Consider the following 17,265-nt stretch of genomic DNA (forward strand, 5'->3'; position numbering starts at 1 on the left):
AGCGAGCCTGCTCGCGAAAGTCGTTCGCGAGCAGGCTCGCTCCCACAGGGAGGGTTGACCGGCAACAGAGTATCTACAGGGGAGGCTGGCGCTGCCCCCCTATAATGCCTGCTCTATATCCGCCAGCAAATCGGCGACATCCTCCAGCCCCACCGCCAGACGCACCAATCCTTCACTTATTCCGTGTCGTGCCCGTTCCTCCAGGGTGTAGGTGGAGTGGGTCATGCTCGCGGGATGCTGCGCCAGTGACTCGGCCCCCCCCAGGCTGACCGCACGGCTGAACAGTTGCAGGGCATTCATAAAGCGCTGTCCTGCAGCCATGCCGCCCTTGAGCTCAAAGGCAATCATGCCCCCCGGCAGTTTCATCTGTCGGGACGCCAGCTCGTATTGCGGGAAAGAGGGCAGGCCCGGGTAGGCCACCCATTCCACGGCAGGGTGATCCTGCAACATATGCGCAATGGCCTGGGCGCTGCTGCAATGGCGGTCCATGCGCAGGGCCAGGGTCTTGATACCGCGCATCAGCAAATGCGCATCATGGGGCGACAAGACTGCCCCGGTCAGGTCCTTCAAGCCTTGCAGACGGATCCGGTCAGCCAGGAGCTGGCTGGTGACCACCATGCCAGCGGTGATATCACTGTGCCCGCTCAGGTACTTGGTGGCCGAATGCACCACCACGTCGGCGCCCAGTTCCAGTGGACGCTGCAGATAGGGCGTGCAGTAGGTGTTGTCGATCACCACGAGCAGGTTGTCATGTGTGTGGGCAATCCGCGCTACGGCAGGGATGTCCACCAGTTGCATATTCGGATTGGCGGGCGTCTCGAAGTAGATCATGCGGGTTGCAGGGCTGATCGCGGCTTGCAGTTCGGCCGGGTTGGCCATGTCCACATGTTTGACTACCACCCCGAATTCACCGATGCCGTGGTGCAGCAGGGCAAAGGTGCAGCCATACAAGGTGCGGTTGACGATGATTTCATCGCCGGGCCGCAGCAGGGTCCAGAATGTTGCGGCGATCGCGCCCATGCCGGAACTGAACGCCACACCCGCTTCGCCGTTTTCCAGCGCCGCCATGCGTGCTTCCAGCAGGGCCAGGGTGGGGTTGGAAATGCGGGTGTAAAAATGCCCGTGCTCTTCACCGGAAAAACAGCCTGCGCCGTATTCGGCCGTGGCAAAGGCAAAGGTTGAGGTCATATAAACAGGGGGGATTACCGCGCCGTTGTGTTCCAGCGGGTTGTAACCGTAGTGGATGGCGCGAGTAGAAAAGCCGAAGTTGTTGTTCTTATCGTTCATGGTGAACTCTCCGATATTTCCTACAATGCTATGCTTTAAATGAACGTGGAAAATTCCAAATTTACCTGTAAATACACCACTTACCAGAACAAAAAACCGCCACGCTGACCGCTAGGGGCAAAACATGCCAAACGCTCTGGACAGAACCGATAAAGCCTTGCTTTGCGCACTGCAAGGCAATGCCCGACTTACCGTTGCAGAGTTGGCCGAGAGTGTCTCACTGACCACCTCGCCGTGTTGGCGACGGGTCAAAATGCTGGAAGAGAGCGGGATCATTACGGGCTATCAGGCGGTTCTTTCGCCAAAGGAACTGGGATACGGGGTCACGGCGTTTGTCAGCATCATGATGGCCTCTCACTCGCAAGAACTGGCCAGAAGCTTTGAACAACGGTTATTGGAAATTCCCGAAATCGTCGCGTGTCACAACGTGTCGGGTCGTTACGACTTTTTATTGGAAGTCGTGGCCAGGGATCTCGAATCCTTTGGCGAATTTGCCCGTGAAGTCCTGCAGACATTGCCCGCGGTCAAAGAGATTTACTCGAGTTTTTCGTATAAGTCGGTCAAGCCAAGGCGAGAGGTGCCTGTTGAAGGTTGAGTGCATCAAGGGTGCATTCAAGTCGTATCTGTAAAATAACTTTTCGATGAGTTGTAAGTGTTTTCTTTGAGTAGAGTAGTTCTGGCCTGATTACTCTTTTGGTGACGGCAGGTGCGTGGCTTTAGTGCTTGGCTTTTACTTTTAATTACATTGATTAAGAGTAAATCCCCATGTTGAGCCGCGAAGTAATGCTCCAGCTGTTCCCCAAAAGTACGGCCTGCGTCGATCTGTATTTGCCCCTTGTGCAGGCCGTTAGCCGTCAAGTGTTGATCAATACCCCCCGACGCCTTGCTGCATTTCTAGCTCAGGTAGGCCATGAAAGTGCAGGGTTCACGGTACTTGTCGAAAACCTTAATTACAGTGCCGGTGGCCTCGCGGCTACCTGGGGCTCCCGCTTTGCGCAGAAGGATGGCGAAGGTCAATACATTACCGTAACGGACGGCAATCGCTCCCGGCGCGTACCCAATGCTGACGCGCTTATGCTTCAGCGCCGGCCGCAGGCGATTGCAAACCGGGTCTACAGCAACCGCCTGGGCAATGGCTCAGAGGCGTCGGGGGAAGGCTGGTTATATCGGGGCAGGGGATTGATTCAAGTCACCGGTAAAACCAACTACTGCCAGTGCAGCCAGGGGTTGTTCGGGGATGAGCGCTTGCTCACCAGCCCGCAACTGCTGCAAGAGTGGCAATGGGCAGTGGCGTCGGCGGGCTGGTACTGGAACTCGCGCAGTATAAATACCCTGGCAGACGGGGAGGATTTCGAACGCGTGACAAGGGCTATCAATGGTGGTCTCAATGGTCACGCCCAGCGTGCGGCGCTATACCGCAAGGCACTGGTTTTATTGCACGCCTGAGCGGTTCAATCAGGCCATAATGCCCGCGCAGTTTGTTCGCAGCCATCAGGAGCCATAGATCAGTGATGTTCGAGATAAAGCCGATTAACCCCGAGATATATCGTCAGCAAACTCGCCGCAGTACGCTGTATATCGCGTTGACGTTTGTCTTGCTGGCGCTGCTGTTGTCAGGTGTGCTGGTCATGGTTTTGGGTGTCGCCGGTGGCGACAATTTTCGCCTGAATCTGGCCGGGGTCATTGTTGCCCTGATCACGACCTTCCTGCTGGTGCGCTACGTGTTCTGGTCTCAACCCTGGATGGCGCCCGCAGTCTACGGCTGGCAACTCAAGCGTAGCCTGATGAAGGTCACCAATGTCATGCATCACGTAACGGCGGGAGTCATGGCGGGGGATGTGGCGGCGATGAAGCTGCTGCGCTTCTATCATCTGGGCGTGACCCAGATGTACCAGCTGGACGCCAATTCCAGCGCGTTAAGCCAAATGGTTCGCGAGATCGATTTGCACAAGGCACGTCTTGAAGCACTGGGCATCGACACCGGGCAGACCCGGCTCGATCCGCAGTGGATTGATGCGGTGAAAAAATTTGCGCCGCTGAAGTAATGCTGCACCTTCGTGAGCAGGCTCGCTCCCGCAATTGGGGCACGCGAGCCTTATGGGTGGGGTTCAGCTTACGACGCGATAGCACGGCTCATAGGCCGCACCGCCTGGCAGTTTCATACGGTGCTGCTCAACAAATGCCTGCAGCAGTTTGTCCAGCGGTTTCATCACGGCAGCGTCACCGTGGATCTCGTAAGGCCCGTATTGCTCGATCAGATGGATGCCTTTCTCTTTTACGTTACCCGACACAATCCCGGAGAAGGCCTGACGCAGGTTGATGGCCAATTCATGTGCTGGCATGTCGCTGCGCAGTTTCAGGCTGGCCATGTTGGCGTGGGTCGGGTCGAACGGGCGCTGAAAGCCTTCGTCGATTTTCAGTAACCAGTTGAAGTGGAAAGCGTCGTTGCGCTCGCGGCGGAATTGTTTAACCGCCTTGAGCCCGGCGGTCATATGACGGGCCACTTCGGCCGGGTTGTCGATGATGATCTGATACTGCTGTTGCGCTTCTTCACCCAGGGTAGCGCCGACAAACTCATGCAGTTGCTGCAGATAGGGTTCGGCTTCCTTGGGGCCGGTCAGGACAACCGGGAACGGCACATCTTTGTTCTCCGGGTGCATCAGAATGCCCAGCAGGTACAGGAATTCTTCTGCCGTGCCAGCACCGCCCGGGAAGATAATCACCCCGTGACCGACCCGCACAAAGGCCTCAAGACGCTTTTCGATATCCGGCAGAATGACCAGTTCATTGACGATGGGATTCGGCGCTTCGGCAGCAATGATGCCCGGCTCGGTCAGGCCCAGATAGCGGCCACCGGTCAGACGTTGTTTGGCGTGGGAAATGGTGGCGCCCTTCATTGGCCCTTTCATCACACCGGGACCGCAGCCGGTACAGATATCCAGGCTGCGCAGGCCCAGTTCGTGGCCGACCTTTTTGGTGTATTTGTACTCTTCGGTATTGATTGAGTGGCCACCCCAGCACACCACGATTTTCGGTTCGACGCCCGGGCGCAACGTGCGGGCATTGCGCAGCAAGTGGAACACGTAGTCGGTGATGCCCGCCGAGCTGCTCAGGTCAATGCGTGGGCTGTCCAGGCCGCTCTGGGTATAGACGATGTCGCGCAGGGCGCTGAAGAGCATTTCACGGGTACTGGCGATCATTTCGCCATCGACAAATGCATCGGCAGGGGCGTTGAGCAGTTCAAGCCGCACGCCGCGGTCTTGCTGGTGAATCCGCACCTCGAAGTCCTGATAGGCCTCAAGGATGGTCTTGGCGTTATCGACGTGAGCGCCGGTGTTGAGGATAGCCAGTACGCACTGGCGGAAAAGCGTGTAGCTGGTGCCTGAGCCAACCTCGCTCAGCTGTTGTACTTCACGTTGGGAAAGTGTTTCCAGGCTGCCTTTCGGGCTGACCGAGGCGTTGATGACTTGTCTTTGGACCATTGCGAGCTTCCTTGAGCGGGGTCGAAAAATTGCTTGGCGCAGCTTTTGAATTCATGTCATCAGTGCGAGCGAGGCGTCCCGACTCTTGCGTCTTTGGATTGCATTTCTGTAAGCATAGTAGCCTTGGTCCTGTAATTAAAAGAGCCGCAGTTAACTCCAGTTACAGTACCAGCAGTGAGCACGGCAGCGATAAGGTAACCTCGCAAGTCACTGAAACAGAAAAAGGACTGGCAGATGATCATCACCACCACACACAGCATTGACGGCAGAAAAGCCACTGAATACCTGGGGATTGTCAGTGCCGAATCGGTTCACGGCATCAATGTGGTACGAGATTTTTTTACCGGAGTACGCGACTTTTTTGGTGGGCGCTCTCAGACGCTGGAGCGAGCACTGAAAGAAGCGCGAGCAGAGGTCACGGACGAAATTCGAGACAGGGCCAAAGCCATGGGAGCGGATGCGATTATGGGGCTGGGGTTTGAAATCAGCATGCCGTCAGGGCGTGGCGGCATGCTGGTGGTGTTTGCCACGGGCACGGCTGTGCGCTTGAACTGAGGCACCAGGATTCGACCGCACAGGGCGGTCGAATGGGCTTTACGAATTAAACCGTTTTCGCCAAAGGTACGCCTGCAGTGGTTTTGGACAGCGCGTCCTGCAGTTTTTGCTCTTGTTCCGGGGACAGGGAGGTACGCAGGACCTTGCCCTTGAAGTCCGAGTCTTCCAGTTCTTTCAGCACTTTTTCCGGCTGGAATTTGCGCAGCAGAACGAACAGGGCCGAGGAATCATTCGGAATGGTCTCGCTCAATGACTTGATGAAATCATCATCGATCCCGTAATCGCTCAATGAGCCCGACAAAGCGCCGGTACCGGCACCCAGTGCGCCGCCGATGGCAAAGCCTGCCAGCGGGTTGAGAAACAGCAGCCCGACCAGTGCGCCCCACAGGCCGCCGGTGACCAGGCCTGAAGTAGCCCCGATCGCTGTCAGGTTAACGCTTTGCTTGATATGGATCTTGCCTTCGGCATTACGCACCACAATCACCGCATCTTCCAGCTCGACCAGATGCTCTTTGCTCAGCGAAACCATCTTGGTGAGGGCACGATCTGCTTTTTCGGTGTCTGAAAATCCCACTACGATTAAATCGGACATGTCTTTCATTCCTTGACGGTACAGGTCCAGCCCGGCGAAGGGCTGAAGGGTGGAGGGGTTTCTCAAGGCGGCACAATGCAAACACCCTGGCGCGCAGTGGTTCAGCTTTCTGGAGCCTGCTGCGAGGAATGAGCGTGGTCGCTAACCTTGAAACGGTCAAGTCGACGAGACATATCTCTTGATAAAGAGAAGGGTGCGGCAAGGGGGTAATGCCGTGGCAGGTGCAGTGTAAAAATGATTTGAGGAGGGCTGGCTGAGCAGCCCTGACCTCAAGCCTTGGGCTGATACCTCACAGGCTTATGGCTGTTCGTTCTTTTCAGGTGCATTCAGGCCGGCCTGGATACGTTGGTAAATTTCTTCACGGTGAACGGCTACATCCTTCGGCGCATTGATGCCGATTCTGACCTGTTGTCCGCTGACACCTAAAATAGTGATCGTAATATCGTCACCGATGTTTATGCTTTCACCAACTTTGCGGGTGAGTATCAGCATTTTTTTCTCCTTGATGGCTTTGTAAGGCACGTCTCTGAGACGGTGCGGCTTCGGTCATGACTACAGAATACTGCTAAGTACGTATTATTGCGCCGCTCATTACAGACGACATGGCCAGAGGTTTAATTCCCTTTACGGGGAAAATTCTCGCGCATAAGCCTTAAATTGGGGCACTTTGGATTTGTTCAAGGAGAGCAAGGCCGCTGCCCCAGTGATAAAATCTACCCATTCAAACAGACAGGGGAAACGCAGTGCGTATAGTCATCGTGATGACAGCAATATTGGCCTTGACGGCTTGCGGTCAGGAGTCTAACGATAAAATCCAGCGGGCTAAAGCAGCTTCTGAAGCAACGATGGCCCAGGCCCCTGTTGCTCACTGGGCTTTGGAGATCACTGAAGGCCAGAGAGCGACCATTCCGGACACGACCGGCAGGCTTCTTGACAACGGTTTTACTCCTTACATTTACGAGAGTGGCGGGGTTCAGCACTTCCTGATCGGACCATTCACCACCCAGGCTCAAGCGCTTGAGGCCCAGCAAAAGATGAAACTCAAGCCCAAGCTGGACGGTATTGAAACCAACGTGATCGAACTGCCCGCCGCGAAATAGTCTGATACAGCGTCGGGTACCCGCCTGAGCTTAGCTGCCGCTGGCGTTATTCGACGCTTTGTGCAGGAAATATTTGTTCACTCGGCGCACATCAGAGCAACACGACGGCAAGGGCCATCGCCATGAGCAATCACAAGATCGAAATTCGACGCAGCAATGTCGAAAAAATCCTTCTGGGGGCTGAAAAGGTTTTTGCCGAAAAAGGCTTTGCCGGTACGGCGATGGCGGACATTGCGGCGCAAGTCCAGTTGCCACGTTCCAACCTGCATTACTACTTCAGCACCAAGACGGATCTTTACAGCGCGGTATTGCTGGGGTTGCTGGAAGTGTGGAAACAGGATGCGCTGTGTTTCGAGACCTACGACGATCCTCGTCTGGTATTGAGCAGTTACATTCGTGCCAAAATGCACCACTCACGTACCCGGCCCCATGGTTCGAAAGTCTGGGCCAATGAAATGATCCATGGCGCCCCGACCCTGGGTCTTGCGCTTGATGCCAGTTTGTATGACTGGGCCAAGATCAAGGAGGCGAAAATTCGCCAATGGGTGCAAGACAAGCGAATCCTGCCTGTTGAGCCGTCCAGCCTGCTGTACATGATATGGGCATCAACCCAGCATTACGCTGACTTTGACCATCAAGTGATGATCATCAACGATCACCAGCCGTTGTCCGATATCCAGTTTGAACGTGCGGTGCAGACCGTCACCAGTGTGATCCTGCGGGGGATCGGACTGGAGCCGTAAGCAACTCTGCTTATCGATCGTGTGGGAGCGGGCTTGCTCGCGATGGCATCACCCCGGTGTACCTGACACACCGCATTGCCTGCATCGCGAGCAAGCCCGCTCCCACAGGGTTGATTTACGAAGCCACGCAGTACGGGTTACGTGGGTCGTGGTTCCAGTCCAGAAATGGCAGGCCATTGTTGTGTGGCACCATCTCGATACAGTCCTCCACCGGGCAGGTTATCTGGCACAGGTTGCAACCCACACATTCATCGTCGATCACTTCATACCGATGTGTGCCGTCGGCCTGCTTCAAGCTGGCGATGGCCTGGTGCGAAGTATCTTCGCAGGCAATATGGCAGCGCCCGCAACCAATACAGGCGTCCTGATCGATCCTGGCGATAACCTGATAATTGATATCCAGATATTTCCAGTCAGTAGTATTGGCCACTGCACGGCCGGAAAAGTCCTCCAGGCTGGTATAGCCTTGACTGTCCATCCAACGCGACAAACCGTCTTTCATTTCTTCAACAATTCGAAATCCGTGAAGCATCGCTGCGGTGCATACCTGTACCGAGCCACAGCCCAGGGCAATAAACTCTGCAGCATCACGCCAACTGCCAATGCCGCCTATCCCGCTGATAGGCAAGCCCTTGGTCAGCGGGTCGCGGGCAATTTCCGCCACCATATTCAGTGCTATCGGCTTGACTGCCGAACCGCAATAGCCGCCGTGGGTGCTCTGGCTGCCCACTACGGGTAGCGCCACCATGCGTTCAAGGTCGACACTGGTGATCGAGTTGATGGTGTTGATCAACGACACCGCATCGGCGCCGCCACGATGGGCGGCCCGGGCGCTAAGGCGCACATCGGTGATATTGGGCGTCAGCTTGACGATCACCGGCAATGAACAATAGGTCTTGCACCAGCGTGTGACCATTTCCACGTACTCGGGCACCTGGCCAACGGCCGCGCCCATGCCGCGCTCCGGCATGCCGTGGGGGCATCCGAAATTCAGCTCGATGCCATCGGCACCGGTAGCCTCCACCAGTGGCAGGATGTATTTCCAGGACTCTTCTTCGCAGGGCACCATCAGCGACACGATAAGGGCCCGATCCGGCCAGTCCTTCTTGACCTGGGTGATCTCGCGCAAGTTGATTTCAAGGGAGCGATCGGTGATCAGCTCGATATTGTTGATGCCCATAACCTCGCGGTTGGGGCCGTAGTGTGCCGAGTAACGCGAGGACACGTTAACCGCGGCCGGGTCCTCACCCAGGGTTTTCCAGACCACGCCACCCCAGCCTGCCTCGTAGGCTCGTACCACGTTGTAGGCTTTGTCGGTAGGGGGCGCAGACGCCAGCCAGAACGGGTTGGGGGCCTTGATACCGGCGAAAACAATCGAGAGATCGGCCATTTATGCAGCCTCCTGATCAAGCATGAGTTGGGCATGCATGGCTTCTGCGGCCAGCTTGCCGTGTTGCACGGCCTGTACGGTCAGGTCTTGCCCCAGGGAGGTGCAATCGCCTCCGGCATACACACCGGGAATATTGGTGCGCAGGTGTTCGTCGACTTCGATGCGATCGCCCGCGCGCTTGAGTGTTTGCGCCAGCGGATCGCTCAGGGCTGCATCATCAAAGGCCTGGCCTATGGCCTTGAACACCGCGTCTGCGGCCAGCTCGAAGGTTTCACCGGTGGTCACCAGGCGCCCCTCTTCCAGGCGTGTGCAGGCAAAGCGCATGCCGCGCACCTTGCCGGTGTTGTCCAGCAACACGTCCTGTGGCTGTGCCCAGGTCATTAGTCGCACCTGATTGGCCTTGGCAATGTCCTGCTCGTGCCCGGTGGCGCCCATGTCCTGCAGCCCGCGGCGATACACCAGATTCACTTCGCGAGCGCCAAGACGGGCCATTTGCACGGCCATATCGATCGCGGTGTTGCCAGCGCCCAGCACAATGCAGCGCTCGGCCAGGGGTAACCGGGTCAGGTCGTCGCTCTGGCGCAACTCGCGGATGTAGTCGGTGGCAGCCAGCAGCCCCGGAGTATTTTCATGGGGCAAACCCAGCTGGCGACTGGCAGCCAGACCCAGCCCGAGAAATACCGCATCGAATTGCTGGTGCAGTTCGCTCAGGCTCAAGTTGTCGCCCAAGCGCTGGCCGTGGCGCACTTCAATGCCGCCAACCTGCAGGACGAAATCCACTTCGCGCTGGGCAAAATCGTCCACCAACTTGTATTTGGCAATCCCGTACTCGTTAAGCCCGCCGGATTTCTCCCGCGCTTCGAAAATCACCACCTCATGCCCGTGCAGTGCTAGGCGATGGGCGCAAGCCAGCCCCGCAGGTCCGGCGCCGACTACCGCGATGCATTTGCCGGTGGGCGCGGCACGCTTGAACGGATGCTCGCTGAACTGTGCATGATCGACCGCATAGCGCTGTAACAAACCGATCAGCACAGGCGCGCATTCCTGGCTGTTGTTGCGCACGCAAGCTTGCTCGCACAGTACCTCGGTAGGGCACACCCGGGCACAACTGCCGCCGAGGATATTGGCCGAAAGAATTTTCTGCGCTGCACCCTGGACGTTTTCCTGCTGAATATTGCGAATAAACGACGGGATATCTATGTCGCTGGGGCAGGCGTTGACGCAGGGGGCGTCGTAGCAATACAGGCAACGTGAGCTTTCCAGCACGGCCTGGCGAGCATTGAGGGGCGGCGCCAGATCGGTAAAGTGGCTGGCCAGCACCTGCGCAGTTTCATGGGGGTGGGGTAAATGGTTCAAGGACTTGATCACGGTGCTTACCTCAGGGGTGAGGAGATCTTTGTGCCTCTATCGGGCAGTGTTTTTATGCTCAGCGTTTAACAGCCACCGGTTGCTGATGCTCGGCGCGCTTTTTCAGCAAGTCGAACACCGCAGGGTAGGCCGGGCGTTCGATATAGCGACCGGCTCCGCGTTCGGCCCGCAGGTCACCGTCAACCCACACCAGGCGACCCTGACTGATGGTATGACTGGGCACACCGCGTACGGTCTTGCCTTCAAAGATGTTGAAGTCGACATTTTGATGGTGGGTTTTGGCGGAAATGGTGCGGGTGCCCTGGGGATCCCACAGCACCAGGTCCGCATCGGCACCGACCCGGATCGTGCCTTTGCGCGGGTAGATATTGAAGATCTTCGCGGTGTTGGTGGAGGTCAGCGCCACAAACTCCTGCATCGACAGGCGCCCGGTATTCACGCCTTCATCCCACAGCAGCGCCATGCGGTCTTCGATACCCGCCGTGCCGTTGGGGATCTTGCTGAAATCGTCACGCCCGGCGGCCTTTTGTTCGGCGCAAAAGCAGCAGTGGTCGGTGGCGGTGGTGTGCAGGTTGCCCGATTGCAGGCCGTGCCACAGTGCCTCCTGATGCCCGCGAGGGCGGAAGGGCGGGCTCATCACGTAGCCTGCTGCCGTTTGCCAGTCGGGATGCTGGTACACGCTGTCATCCAGCAGCAAATGCCCGGCCAGTACTTCGCCATATACCGGTTGGCCCTGGCTACGGGCGTAGGTGATTTCGTCGAGTGCTTCACGGGTCGAAACATGCACCAGGTACAACGGCGTACCGAGGGTCTGAGCGATGCGGATCGCCCGGCTGGCCGCTTCACCTTCCACCTGGGAGGGACGTGACAGCGGATGGGCTTCCGGCCCCGTCATGCCCTGAGCCATAAGTTTGCGTTGCAGGTGGTACACCAGTTCGCCATTTTCGGCATGCACGGTGGGCACTGCGCCCAGCTCCAGGCAACGCTCGAAGCTGGCCACCAGGGTGTCGTCTGCGGCCATGATCGCGTTCTTGTAGGCCATGAAATGCTTGAAGCTGTTGATGCCGTGATGGCTGACCAATTCGGCCATTTCTTCACGTACCTGCTCGCTCCACCAAGTGATTGCGACATGAAAGCCATAGTCTGCTGCCGACTTTTCGGCCCAGCCCCGCCACTGATGAAAAGCCTCAAGCAGGGACTGCTGCGGGTTGGGAATGACAAAGTCGATAATCGATGTTGTACCGCCTGCCAGACCGGCCGCGGTGCCACTGAAAAAGTCTTCGCTGGCGACGGTGCCCATAAACGGCAATTGCATATGCGTGTGGGGGTCGATACCACCGGGCATCAGATATTGGCCGCGACCATCGACAACTTCGCAGCCTGGGGGAACATCAAGATCAGTGCCAATCGCGCGGACCAGACCGTCAGCGCAATATACATCCGCACAATAACTTTCATCATGGGTCACAAGCGTAGCGCCACGGATTAACAGCGACATACGGAGTTCCTCGAAGGCTGACCGGCTAGAGCCGGTTCTAACTGTTGTTATTGAAATTTAGTGGGAAGTTTGCATTCCTGCCACTGGTGACAGGAATAAAATCTAGTGGGTTGTTGAAGAATGATCAAACTTTATTTTTAACGGGGTTAGATATGTATAACTATATGATTTTTAAAGTTAATTATTTTAAGTCACCCAAATGATGCACGGCCTCACCATTTTGACGCACTTGACAGGATTCAAATATAAGCGAACTTTCTTATGCGAAATCAGGTGCTTGAGCTTGCGGATGAAGGGAGGTGAGTCGATTAAGTTAATAAGCACGCACCGAAGTGTTTCGTTTGGCGATATAAAAAAACTGATAAAGGCCTTTAACGGGAATGAGAGTCATTTGGCTGGTGTTTAAAACGGTTTTAAAAGCAGCGTGTTGCCAGTCATGCAGGACGGTTTGAGCAGGCGAGGGAAGTAACACGGCACAGTTCTTGATTGTTGCTGCCATGACCGGGCGGGATAGGCAAGTAAGTGTCCAGGCAAGGGAGCGCTTTGTGTCCATACGCAGCGCCAGGCAGTTCAACCAGGAGCAGCACAACAAGAGAGTGATCGACTATGCAACCGAGCAGATCAAAAGTCACCGAACGTAACGGTTTGTACGAACTGGATGCCGGGCCTGAAGTCCTCGATAGCCCCCGGTACAACCACGACATCGCCCCCACCAAAGTTCATGAGCGCACCTGGAACAAGTGGCATATCACTGCCTTGTGGGTCGGCATGTCCATTTGCGTACCCACCTATACCCTGGGCGGGGTTCTGACAGCCTATTTCGGGCTTTCAGTGGGTGAGGCACTGCTGGCGATTCTGCTGGCAAATATCGTGGTATTGATCCCTCTGACTCTCAATGCCTTTGCGGGCACCAAATACGGCATTCCCTTTCCGGTGTTGCTGCGTTCTTCCTTCGGCATTATCGGCTCCAACGTACCGTGTCTGATCCGTGCTCTGGTGGCCTGCGGCTGGTTCGGGATCCAGACACTGTTCGGCGGTCTGGCCATCCACCTGTTTCTGGGCTCGGTGTTCGAGGGCTGGAAAAGCCTGGGCGGTACGGGTGAAGTGATCGGCTTCATGATTTTCTGGGCGCTCAACCTGTGGGTGGTATTGCGCGGTGCCGAGTCGATCAAGTGGCTGGAAACCCTGTCTGCACCCTTGCTGGTACTGGTCGGTCTGGGCCTGCTGGTGTGGGCTCTGCCCAATGTGTCGATGAGTGAACTGCTGGCCCAGCCGCCCAAGCGCCCGGAAGGTGCCAGTGTGTACGGCTACTTCTTTGCCGGCCTGACTGCAATGGTGGGTTTCTGGGCCACCTTGTCCCTGAATATTCCGGACTTCAGCCGATACGCAAAAAGCCAGAAAGACCAGATCCTGGGGCAGATTTTTGGCCTGCCGCTGACCATGTTCCTGTTCGCCGCTCTGGGCGTGGTGATGACGGCAGCGTCCGAAAAACTGGTAGGCGTTACCGTATCCGACCCGGTCAGCCTGATCGGCCATATCCAGAGCCCGGGCTGGGTGGCACTGGCCATGGCGCTGATCATCATCGCCACGCTTTCGACCAATACGGCGGCCAATATTGTGTCGCCCACCAATGACTTCCAGAACATCGCTCCCAAGTTGATCAACCGCACCACGGCAGTGATCTTGACCGGCCTGGTGGGCTTGGCGCTGATGGCTCATGAATTGCTGAAGAAACTCGGCCTGCTGGTCTCGGATGTGAGCCTGGAAACCGTGTACTCCAACTGGTTGCTGGGTTACTCCAGCCTGCTTGGGCCGATTGCCGGGATCATGGTGGTCGACTATTTCGTTATCCGTCAGCAAAAACTCGACCTTGCCGGGCTGTACCGTGACGGGGTGTATCCGGCCTGGAACTGGAAGGGTTTTATCGCTTTTGGTGTACCTGTGGCGCTGACGTTGCTGTCGTTGGGCAGCAGTGCCTTCAGCTGGTTCTATGACTTCGGCTGGTTTACCGGGTCGTTGCTCGGGGCCGTGATTTATTACGGGTTGTATCGCCTGAACAGTCAGCAAGCAGAAGCCGTCAAAGGCACGGTTTGAAGCGTCTTCCTATAAAAACTGCCTGAGGAAACTATTATGAACGCCGCACACGACCTTCAGCAGCACCGCGCGCCATTGATCAACGGCGAGCGCCTGTGGGCCTCGTTAATGGAACTGGCCCAGCTGGGTGCCACGGTAAAGGGCGGTGTATGCCGCCTGGCCCTGACCGACCTGGACCGCCAGGCCCGGGATATTTTTGTACGCTGGTGTGAGGACGCCGGTTGCACCGTCAGCGTGGACGCCGTGGGCAATATCTTTGCCCGCCGTCCAGGGCGTAATCCAGACTTGCCGCCAGTAATGACCGGCAGCCATATCGACACCCAACCCACCGGCGGCAAGTTCGACGGCTGCTTTGGCGTACTGGCCGGGGTTGAAGTACTGCGCACCCTCAACGACCTCAATATCGAGACCGACGCGCCGCTGGAAGTGGTGGTGTGGACCAATGAAGAAGGCTCACGCTTTGCGCCGTGCATGATGGGTTCCGGGGTTTTCGCAGACAAGTTTACCCTTGAAGAAACCCTGGCCAAAACCGATGCCCAGGGCGTGACCGTGGGAGAGGCCCTGAATGCAATTGGCTATGCTGGCAGCCGCAAGGTCAGCGGCCACCCGGTGGGGGCCTACTTTGAAGCTCACATCGAACAGGGGCCGATTCTGGAGGACGAGCGCAAAACCATCGGCGTAGTCCTGGGCGCCCTGGGGCAGAAATGGTTCGACCTCAACCTGCGCGGTGTAGAAGCCCATGCCGGGCCTACGCCCATGCACCTGCGCAAGGATGCATTGGTCGGGGCGGCGGCCGTGGTTGCCGCCGTCAACAAGGCAGCTCTTGGCCATCAACCCCACGCCTGCGGGACCGTGGGTTGCCTGCAAGCCTATCCGGGCTCGCGCAATGTTATCCCCGGTGAAGTACGCATGACCCTGGACTTCCGGCATTTGCTGCCCGAGCGGCTGGACTCGATGATCGAGCAAGTGCGTGGGGTGATTGAGGCTACCTGCGAGGAGCATGGCCTGAGTTTCGAACTGACTCCCACAGCAGACTTTCCGCCGCTGTACTTCAACCCTGATTGCGTCAACGCCGTGCGGGATGCGGCTAATGAGTTGGGCTTGTCGAACATGGATATCGTCAGCGGGGCAGGGCACGACGCCATCTTCCTGGCCGAACTGGGTCCGGCAGGGATGATATTTGTGCCCTGTGAAGGCGGCATCAGCCACAACGAAATCGAAAACGCCGATCCCAAGGATCTGGCAGCGGGGTGCGCGGTATTGCTTAAGGCAATGTTGGCGGCGTCGAAAAATGTAGCGCATTGATGCTTATTTAAAGATCCAGCACTTTCTCCTGTCTATGGGAGCGGTAAAAGCCGCTCCTGTTTCCATATTTTCTTGTTCTTTAGATGCCCGCGAGATCGAATATTTGTTTCGTGATGTTTCGTTTCGCCTGCTGTGTCGGCATATTTGTATTTTAAGTTTGCGCAATAACAATGGCTTAGTGTTGTCCTAAAGATGATTCTGTAAGATGGTGTAGGATCTTTCTATGTATATTTGTTTGCGGCTATGGTCTCTTGAGGGTAATGTTTATTTGAGAACTTGTTGGGTTATTAATAACTGGGAAGTTATCAGGCTTAAGGTTGTGGGGGGTTATGAATCTGGACGATATTGGCAATACACCACTCGTTGAGCTAATGCGATTTGCCTGCAATGGAGGTCGCTTGTTTTCGAAGTGTGAATATATGAATCCTTCTGGCAGTCATAAAGATCGAACTTATTTGAATATCATCACTTCGCTAGAGCGTGAGGGTGTCATTCGTAAAGGTATGACGCTGGTTGACTGCTCGACCGGTAACGGTGGGGCGGCGCTAGCATGGATTGGAAAGAAGAAAGGTTATTCCATCAAAATATTCATGCCGGAAGGGATGACATGTGAACGTAAAGAGCAAATAAGAGCGTATGGAGCACATGTGGTCGAAACCCCCAAAGAAAGATTTTTGGTAGGGGCCGTTGATGCAGCTAAAGAGTATGTGAAAAGTAAAAATTCTAGTGAGGTCTATTTCTTGGATCAGTCGAGCACGCTACTTAATAAGTTGGCCTGGCATACCTGCGGAGAGGAGATTGTCAAAGCGCTTGGTGAGTACAAAGTTGTACCGGATTATTTCGTGTGTTCTTTAGGTACTGGAGGCACGTTCTCGGGTATTGCTGAAGTCTTGAAGCGGCATTATAGAGATATTAAAACAGTCGGTATTGAGGTGGATGCTTCTGCTCCATTGTATGCCGCAAGGCAAGGGCTTGAGTTTGAGCATCGGTCGCATAATCTTATGGGGCTGGGAGCAGGTGTGTTGTCGATTAATACAACCCCTAACTTGATCGACGAAGTGGTTGTCGTGGATGGTGATGAAGCCTGGGAACAGATGGGGTTGTTTGTGTCAAAAAATGAATATGGCATAGGGCCGACGTGTGGTGCCAACTTGTTAGTGTGTGAAAAGATAGCGGCTACGCAAAGAGGTTTAAATATCGTCACGCTTTTTTTTGATAGTGCATGGAAGTACAAGAGCTGTTGGGATGGGGTTTATCCAGCGTATACGGAGGTCAAATGATGCTGCTGAAAGAGGTATATGAGAGAGCTAAAGTAGTTAGTGTGGGGGCAACAAGAATTACAGTAAATGAATTTACGGATCAGCTGCCGGCTTTGAGGCCGGAGGTGCTCCTCGAAGCGGCACGTGGTGTCATTGAGGTCATGGATTGGCATGTTGATAAAATAGTGACGGAGGAAGATAAGGGCGCACCGCTGGCGACAGCAGTCTCCATATTGACGGGTATTCCAATGGCTATTGCACGATGGTACACATATAGCCTTGAAGATGTGAATGATGTGTGTGTGGATCTTGAATCAGAATATTATCAAGGGAAGCTTTACCTTAATGGAGTTGTTGCGGGTGATAGAGTGGTCATTGTCGATGATACTCTGAGTACGGGAGGTGCTGTTATATCGTTGGTGGAGGCTGTTCGGCGTAGTGGGGCTGAAGTGGTCGATGTCGTGTGTGCAGTAGAGAAAGTACAAAATAATGGTAGGGAGCAGGTTTTGAATAGTACGGGTGTTGCAGTTAAAACGCTCGTTAGGATTGTATTGTCTGAAGATAGGGTTCGGGTGTTGGACTGATCCAGAAA

The 17,265-nt window shown here is 55.7% G+C and carries 18 protein-coding genes; 10 read left to right on the top strand and 8 right to left on the bottom strand.

Going from position 1 to position 17,265, the window contains the following annotated elements; all coding sequences use genetic code 11:
• Positions 1–99: 99 nt before the first annotated feature.
• Positions 100–1,287 carry a methionine gamma-lyase gene (locus tag GHO42_RS19370; protein ID WP_095026973.1) on the bottom strand — a complete coding sequence of 396 codons (1,188 nt, stop codon included), beginning with the start codon at positions 1,285–1,287 and terminating at the stop codon, positions 100–102.
• Positions 1,288–1,411: 124 nt separating this feature from the next.
• Here GHO42_RS19370 and GHO42_RS19375 point away from each other — a divergent pair, with 124 nt between their 5' ends.
• From GHO42_RS19375 to GHO42_RS19385, 3 genes are all read left to right on the top strand, one after another.
• Entirely contained in the window at positions 1,412–1,882 is a 471-nt protein-coding gene (locus GHO42_RS19375) for an Lrp/AsnC family transcriptional regulator (protein WP_095002348.1), read from the top strand.
• A 170-nt stretch (positions 1,883–2,052) separates the two neighbouring features.
• Complete coding sequence (locus GHO42_RS19380) at positions 2,053–2,733, top strand: glycoside hydrolase family 19 protein (protein ID WP_095002349.1); 681 nt, start codon at positions 2,053–2,055, stop codon at positions 2,731–2,733.
• A 65-nt stretch (positions 2,734–2,798) separates the two neighbouring features.
• Complete coding sequence (locus tag GHO42_RS19385; protein ID WP_153328503.1) at positions 2,799–3,332, top strand: DUF3087 family protein; 534 nt, start codon at positions 2,799–2,801, stop codon at positions 3,330–3,332.
• A 63-nt stretch (positions 3,333–3,395) separates the two neighbouring features.
• Here GHO42_RS19385 and ppnN read toward each other — a convergent pair whose 3' ends face one another.
• Entirely contained in the window at positions 3,396–4,769 is a 1,374-nt protein-coding gene (gene ppnN, locus GHO42_RS19390) for a nucleotide 5'-monophosphate nucleosidase PpnN (protein ID WP_095002351.1), read from the bottom strand.
• A gap of 234 nt (positions 4,770–5,003) precedes the next feature.
• Between ppnN and GHO42_RS19395 the strand changes: the two genes are divergently transcribed.
• Positions 5,004–5,324 (top strand): YbjQ family protein, encoded by a 321-nt coding sequence (locus GHO42_RS19395; RefSeq protein WP_095002452.1) that lies wholly within the window; start codon positions 5,004–5,006, stop codon positions 5,322–5,324.
• Positions 5,325–5,370: 46 nt separating this feature from the next.
• Here the strand turns inward: GHO42_RS19395 and GHO42_RS19400 are convergent, their stop codons facing one another.
• Both GHO42_RS19400 and csrA read right to left on the bottom strand, forming a co-directional pair.
• A complete protein-coding gene (locus tag GHO42_RS19400; protein WP_016780418.1) occupies positions 5,371–5,916 on the bottom strand; it encodes a DUF1269 domain-containing protein in 546 nt (181 codons plus the stop codon).
• A gap of 297 nt (positions 5,917–6,213) precedes the next feature.
• Positions 6,214–6,408, bottom strand: a complete 195-nt coding sequence (gene csrA, locus GHO42_RS19405; RefSeq protein ID WP_016780419.1) for a carbon storage regulator CsrA — start codon at positions 6,406–6,408, stop codon at positions 6,214–6,216.
• Positions 6,409–6,659: 251 nt separating this feature from the next.
• Between csrA and GHO42_RS19410 the strand changes: the two genes are divergently transcribed.
• Together GHO42_RS19410 and GHO42_RS19415 are read left to right on the top strand one after the other, a co-directional pair.
• A complete protein-coding gene (locus GHO42_RS19410) occupies positions 6,660–7,016 on the top strand; it encodes a hypothetical protein (protein ID WP_095002352.1) in 357 nt (118 codons plus the stop codon).
• A gap of 122 nt (positions 7,017–7,138) precedes the next feature.
• Positions 7,139–7,759: a TetR/AcrR family transcriptional regulator gene (locus tag GHO42_RS19415; protein WP_095002353.1), complete on the top strand. Its 621-nt coding sequence runs from the start codon at positions 7,139–7,141 to the stop codon at positions 7,757–7,759.
• 115 nt (positions 7,760–7,874) lie between these two features.
• Here the strand turns inward: GHO42_RS19415 and preA are convergent, their stop codons facing one another.
• From preA to GHO42_RS19435, 4 genes are all read right to left on the bottom strand, one after another.
• A complete protein-coding gene (gene preA / locus GHO42_RS19420; protein WP_095018827.1) occupies positions 7,875–9,149 on the bottom strand; it encodes an NAD-dependent dihydropyrimidine dehydrogenase subunit PreA in 1,275 nt (424 codons plus the stop codon).
• Entirely contained in the window at positions 9,150–10,517 is a 1,368-nt protein-coding gene (locus GHO42_RS19425; protein WP_178127000.1) for an NAD(P)-dependent oxidoreductase, read from the bottom strand.
• Positions 10,518–10,575: 58 nt separating this feature from the next.
• Positions 10,576–12,015, bottom strand: coding sequence for a dihydropyrimidinase (hydA, locus tag GHO42_RS19430; RefSeq protein WP_095002356.1), 1,440 nt, complete (start codon positions 12,013–12,015; stop codon positions 10,576–10,578).
• Positions 12,016–12,328: 313 nt separating this feature from the next.
• On the bottom strand, positions 12,329–12,568 hold the full coding sequence (locus GHO42_RS19435) for a hypothetical protein (protein ID WP_133144381.1): 240 nt from the start codon (positions 12,566–12,568) through the stop codon (positions 12,329–12,331).
• Between the two features lie 53 nt (positions 12,569–12,621).
• Between GHO42_RS19435 and GHO42_RS19440 the strand changes: the two genes are divergently transcribed.
• The 4 genes from GHO42_RS19440 to GHO42_RS19455 all read left to right on the top strand — a co-directional run bounded on the left by GHO42_RS19440 (position 12,622) and on the right by GHO42_RS19455 (position 17,257).
• Positions 12,622–14,109, top strand: a complete 1,488-nt coding sequence (locus GHO42_RS19440) for an NCS1 family nucleobase:cation symporter-1 (protein WP_095002357.1) — start codon at positions 12,622–12,624, stop codon at positions 14,107–14,109.
• 36 nt (positions 14,110–14,145) lie between these two features.
• Complete coding sequence (locus tag GHO42_RS19445; protein WP_146541114.1) at positions 14,146–15,414, top strand: Zn-dependent hydrolase; 1,269 nt, start codon at positions 14,146–14,148, stop codon at positions 15,412–15,414.
• A gap of 329 nt (positions 15,415–15,743) precedes the next feature.
• Positions 15,744–16,694 (top strand): cysteine synthase family protein, encoded by a 951-nt coding sequence (locus tag GHO42_RS19450; RefSeq protein WP_153328505.1) that lies wholly within the window; start codon positions 15,744–15,746, stop codon positions 16,692–16,694.
• Positions 16,691–17,257: a phosphoribosyltransferase family protein gene (locus tag GHO42_RS19455; protein ID WP_165446483.1), complete on the top strand. Its 567-nt coding sequence runs from the start codon at positions 16,691–16,693 to the stop codon at positions 17,255–17,257. The genes GHO42_RS19450 and GHO42_RS19455 overlap by 4 nt, the downstream gene beginning before the upstream one ends.
• Positions 17,258–17,265: the final 8 nt, after the last annotated feature.

Origin of the sequence: Pseudomonas sp. FSL R10-0056 (assembly GCF_009600105.1) — a bacterium.
Lineage (GTDB): Bacteria > Pseudomonadota > Gammaproteobacteria > Pseudomonadales > Pseudomonadaceae > Aquipseudomonas > Aquipseudomonas bubulae.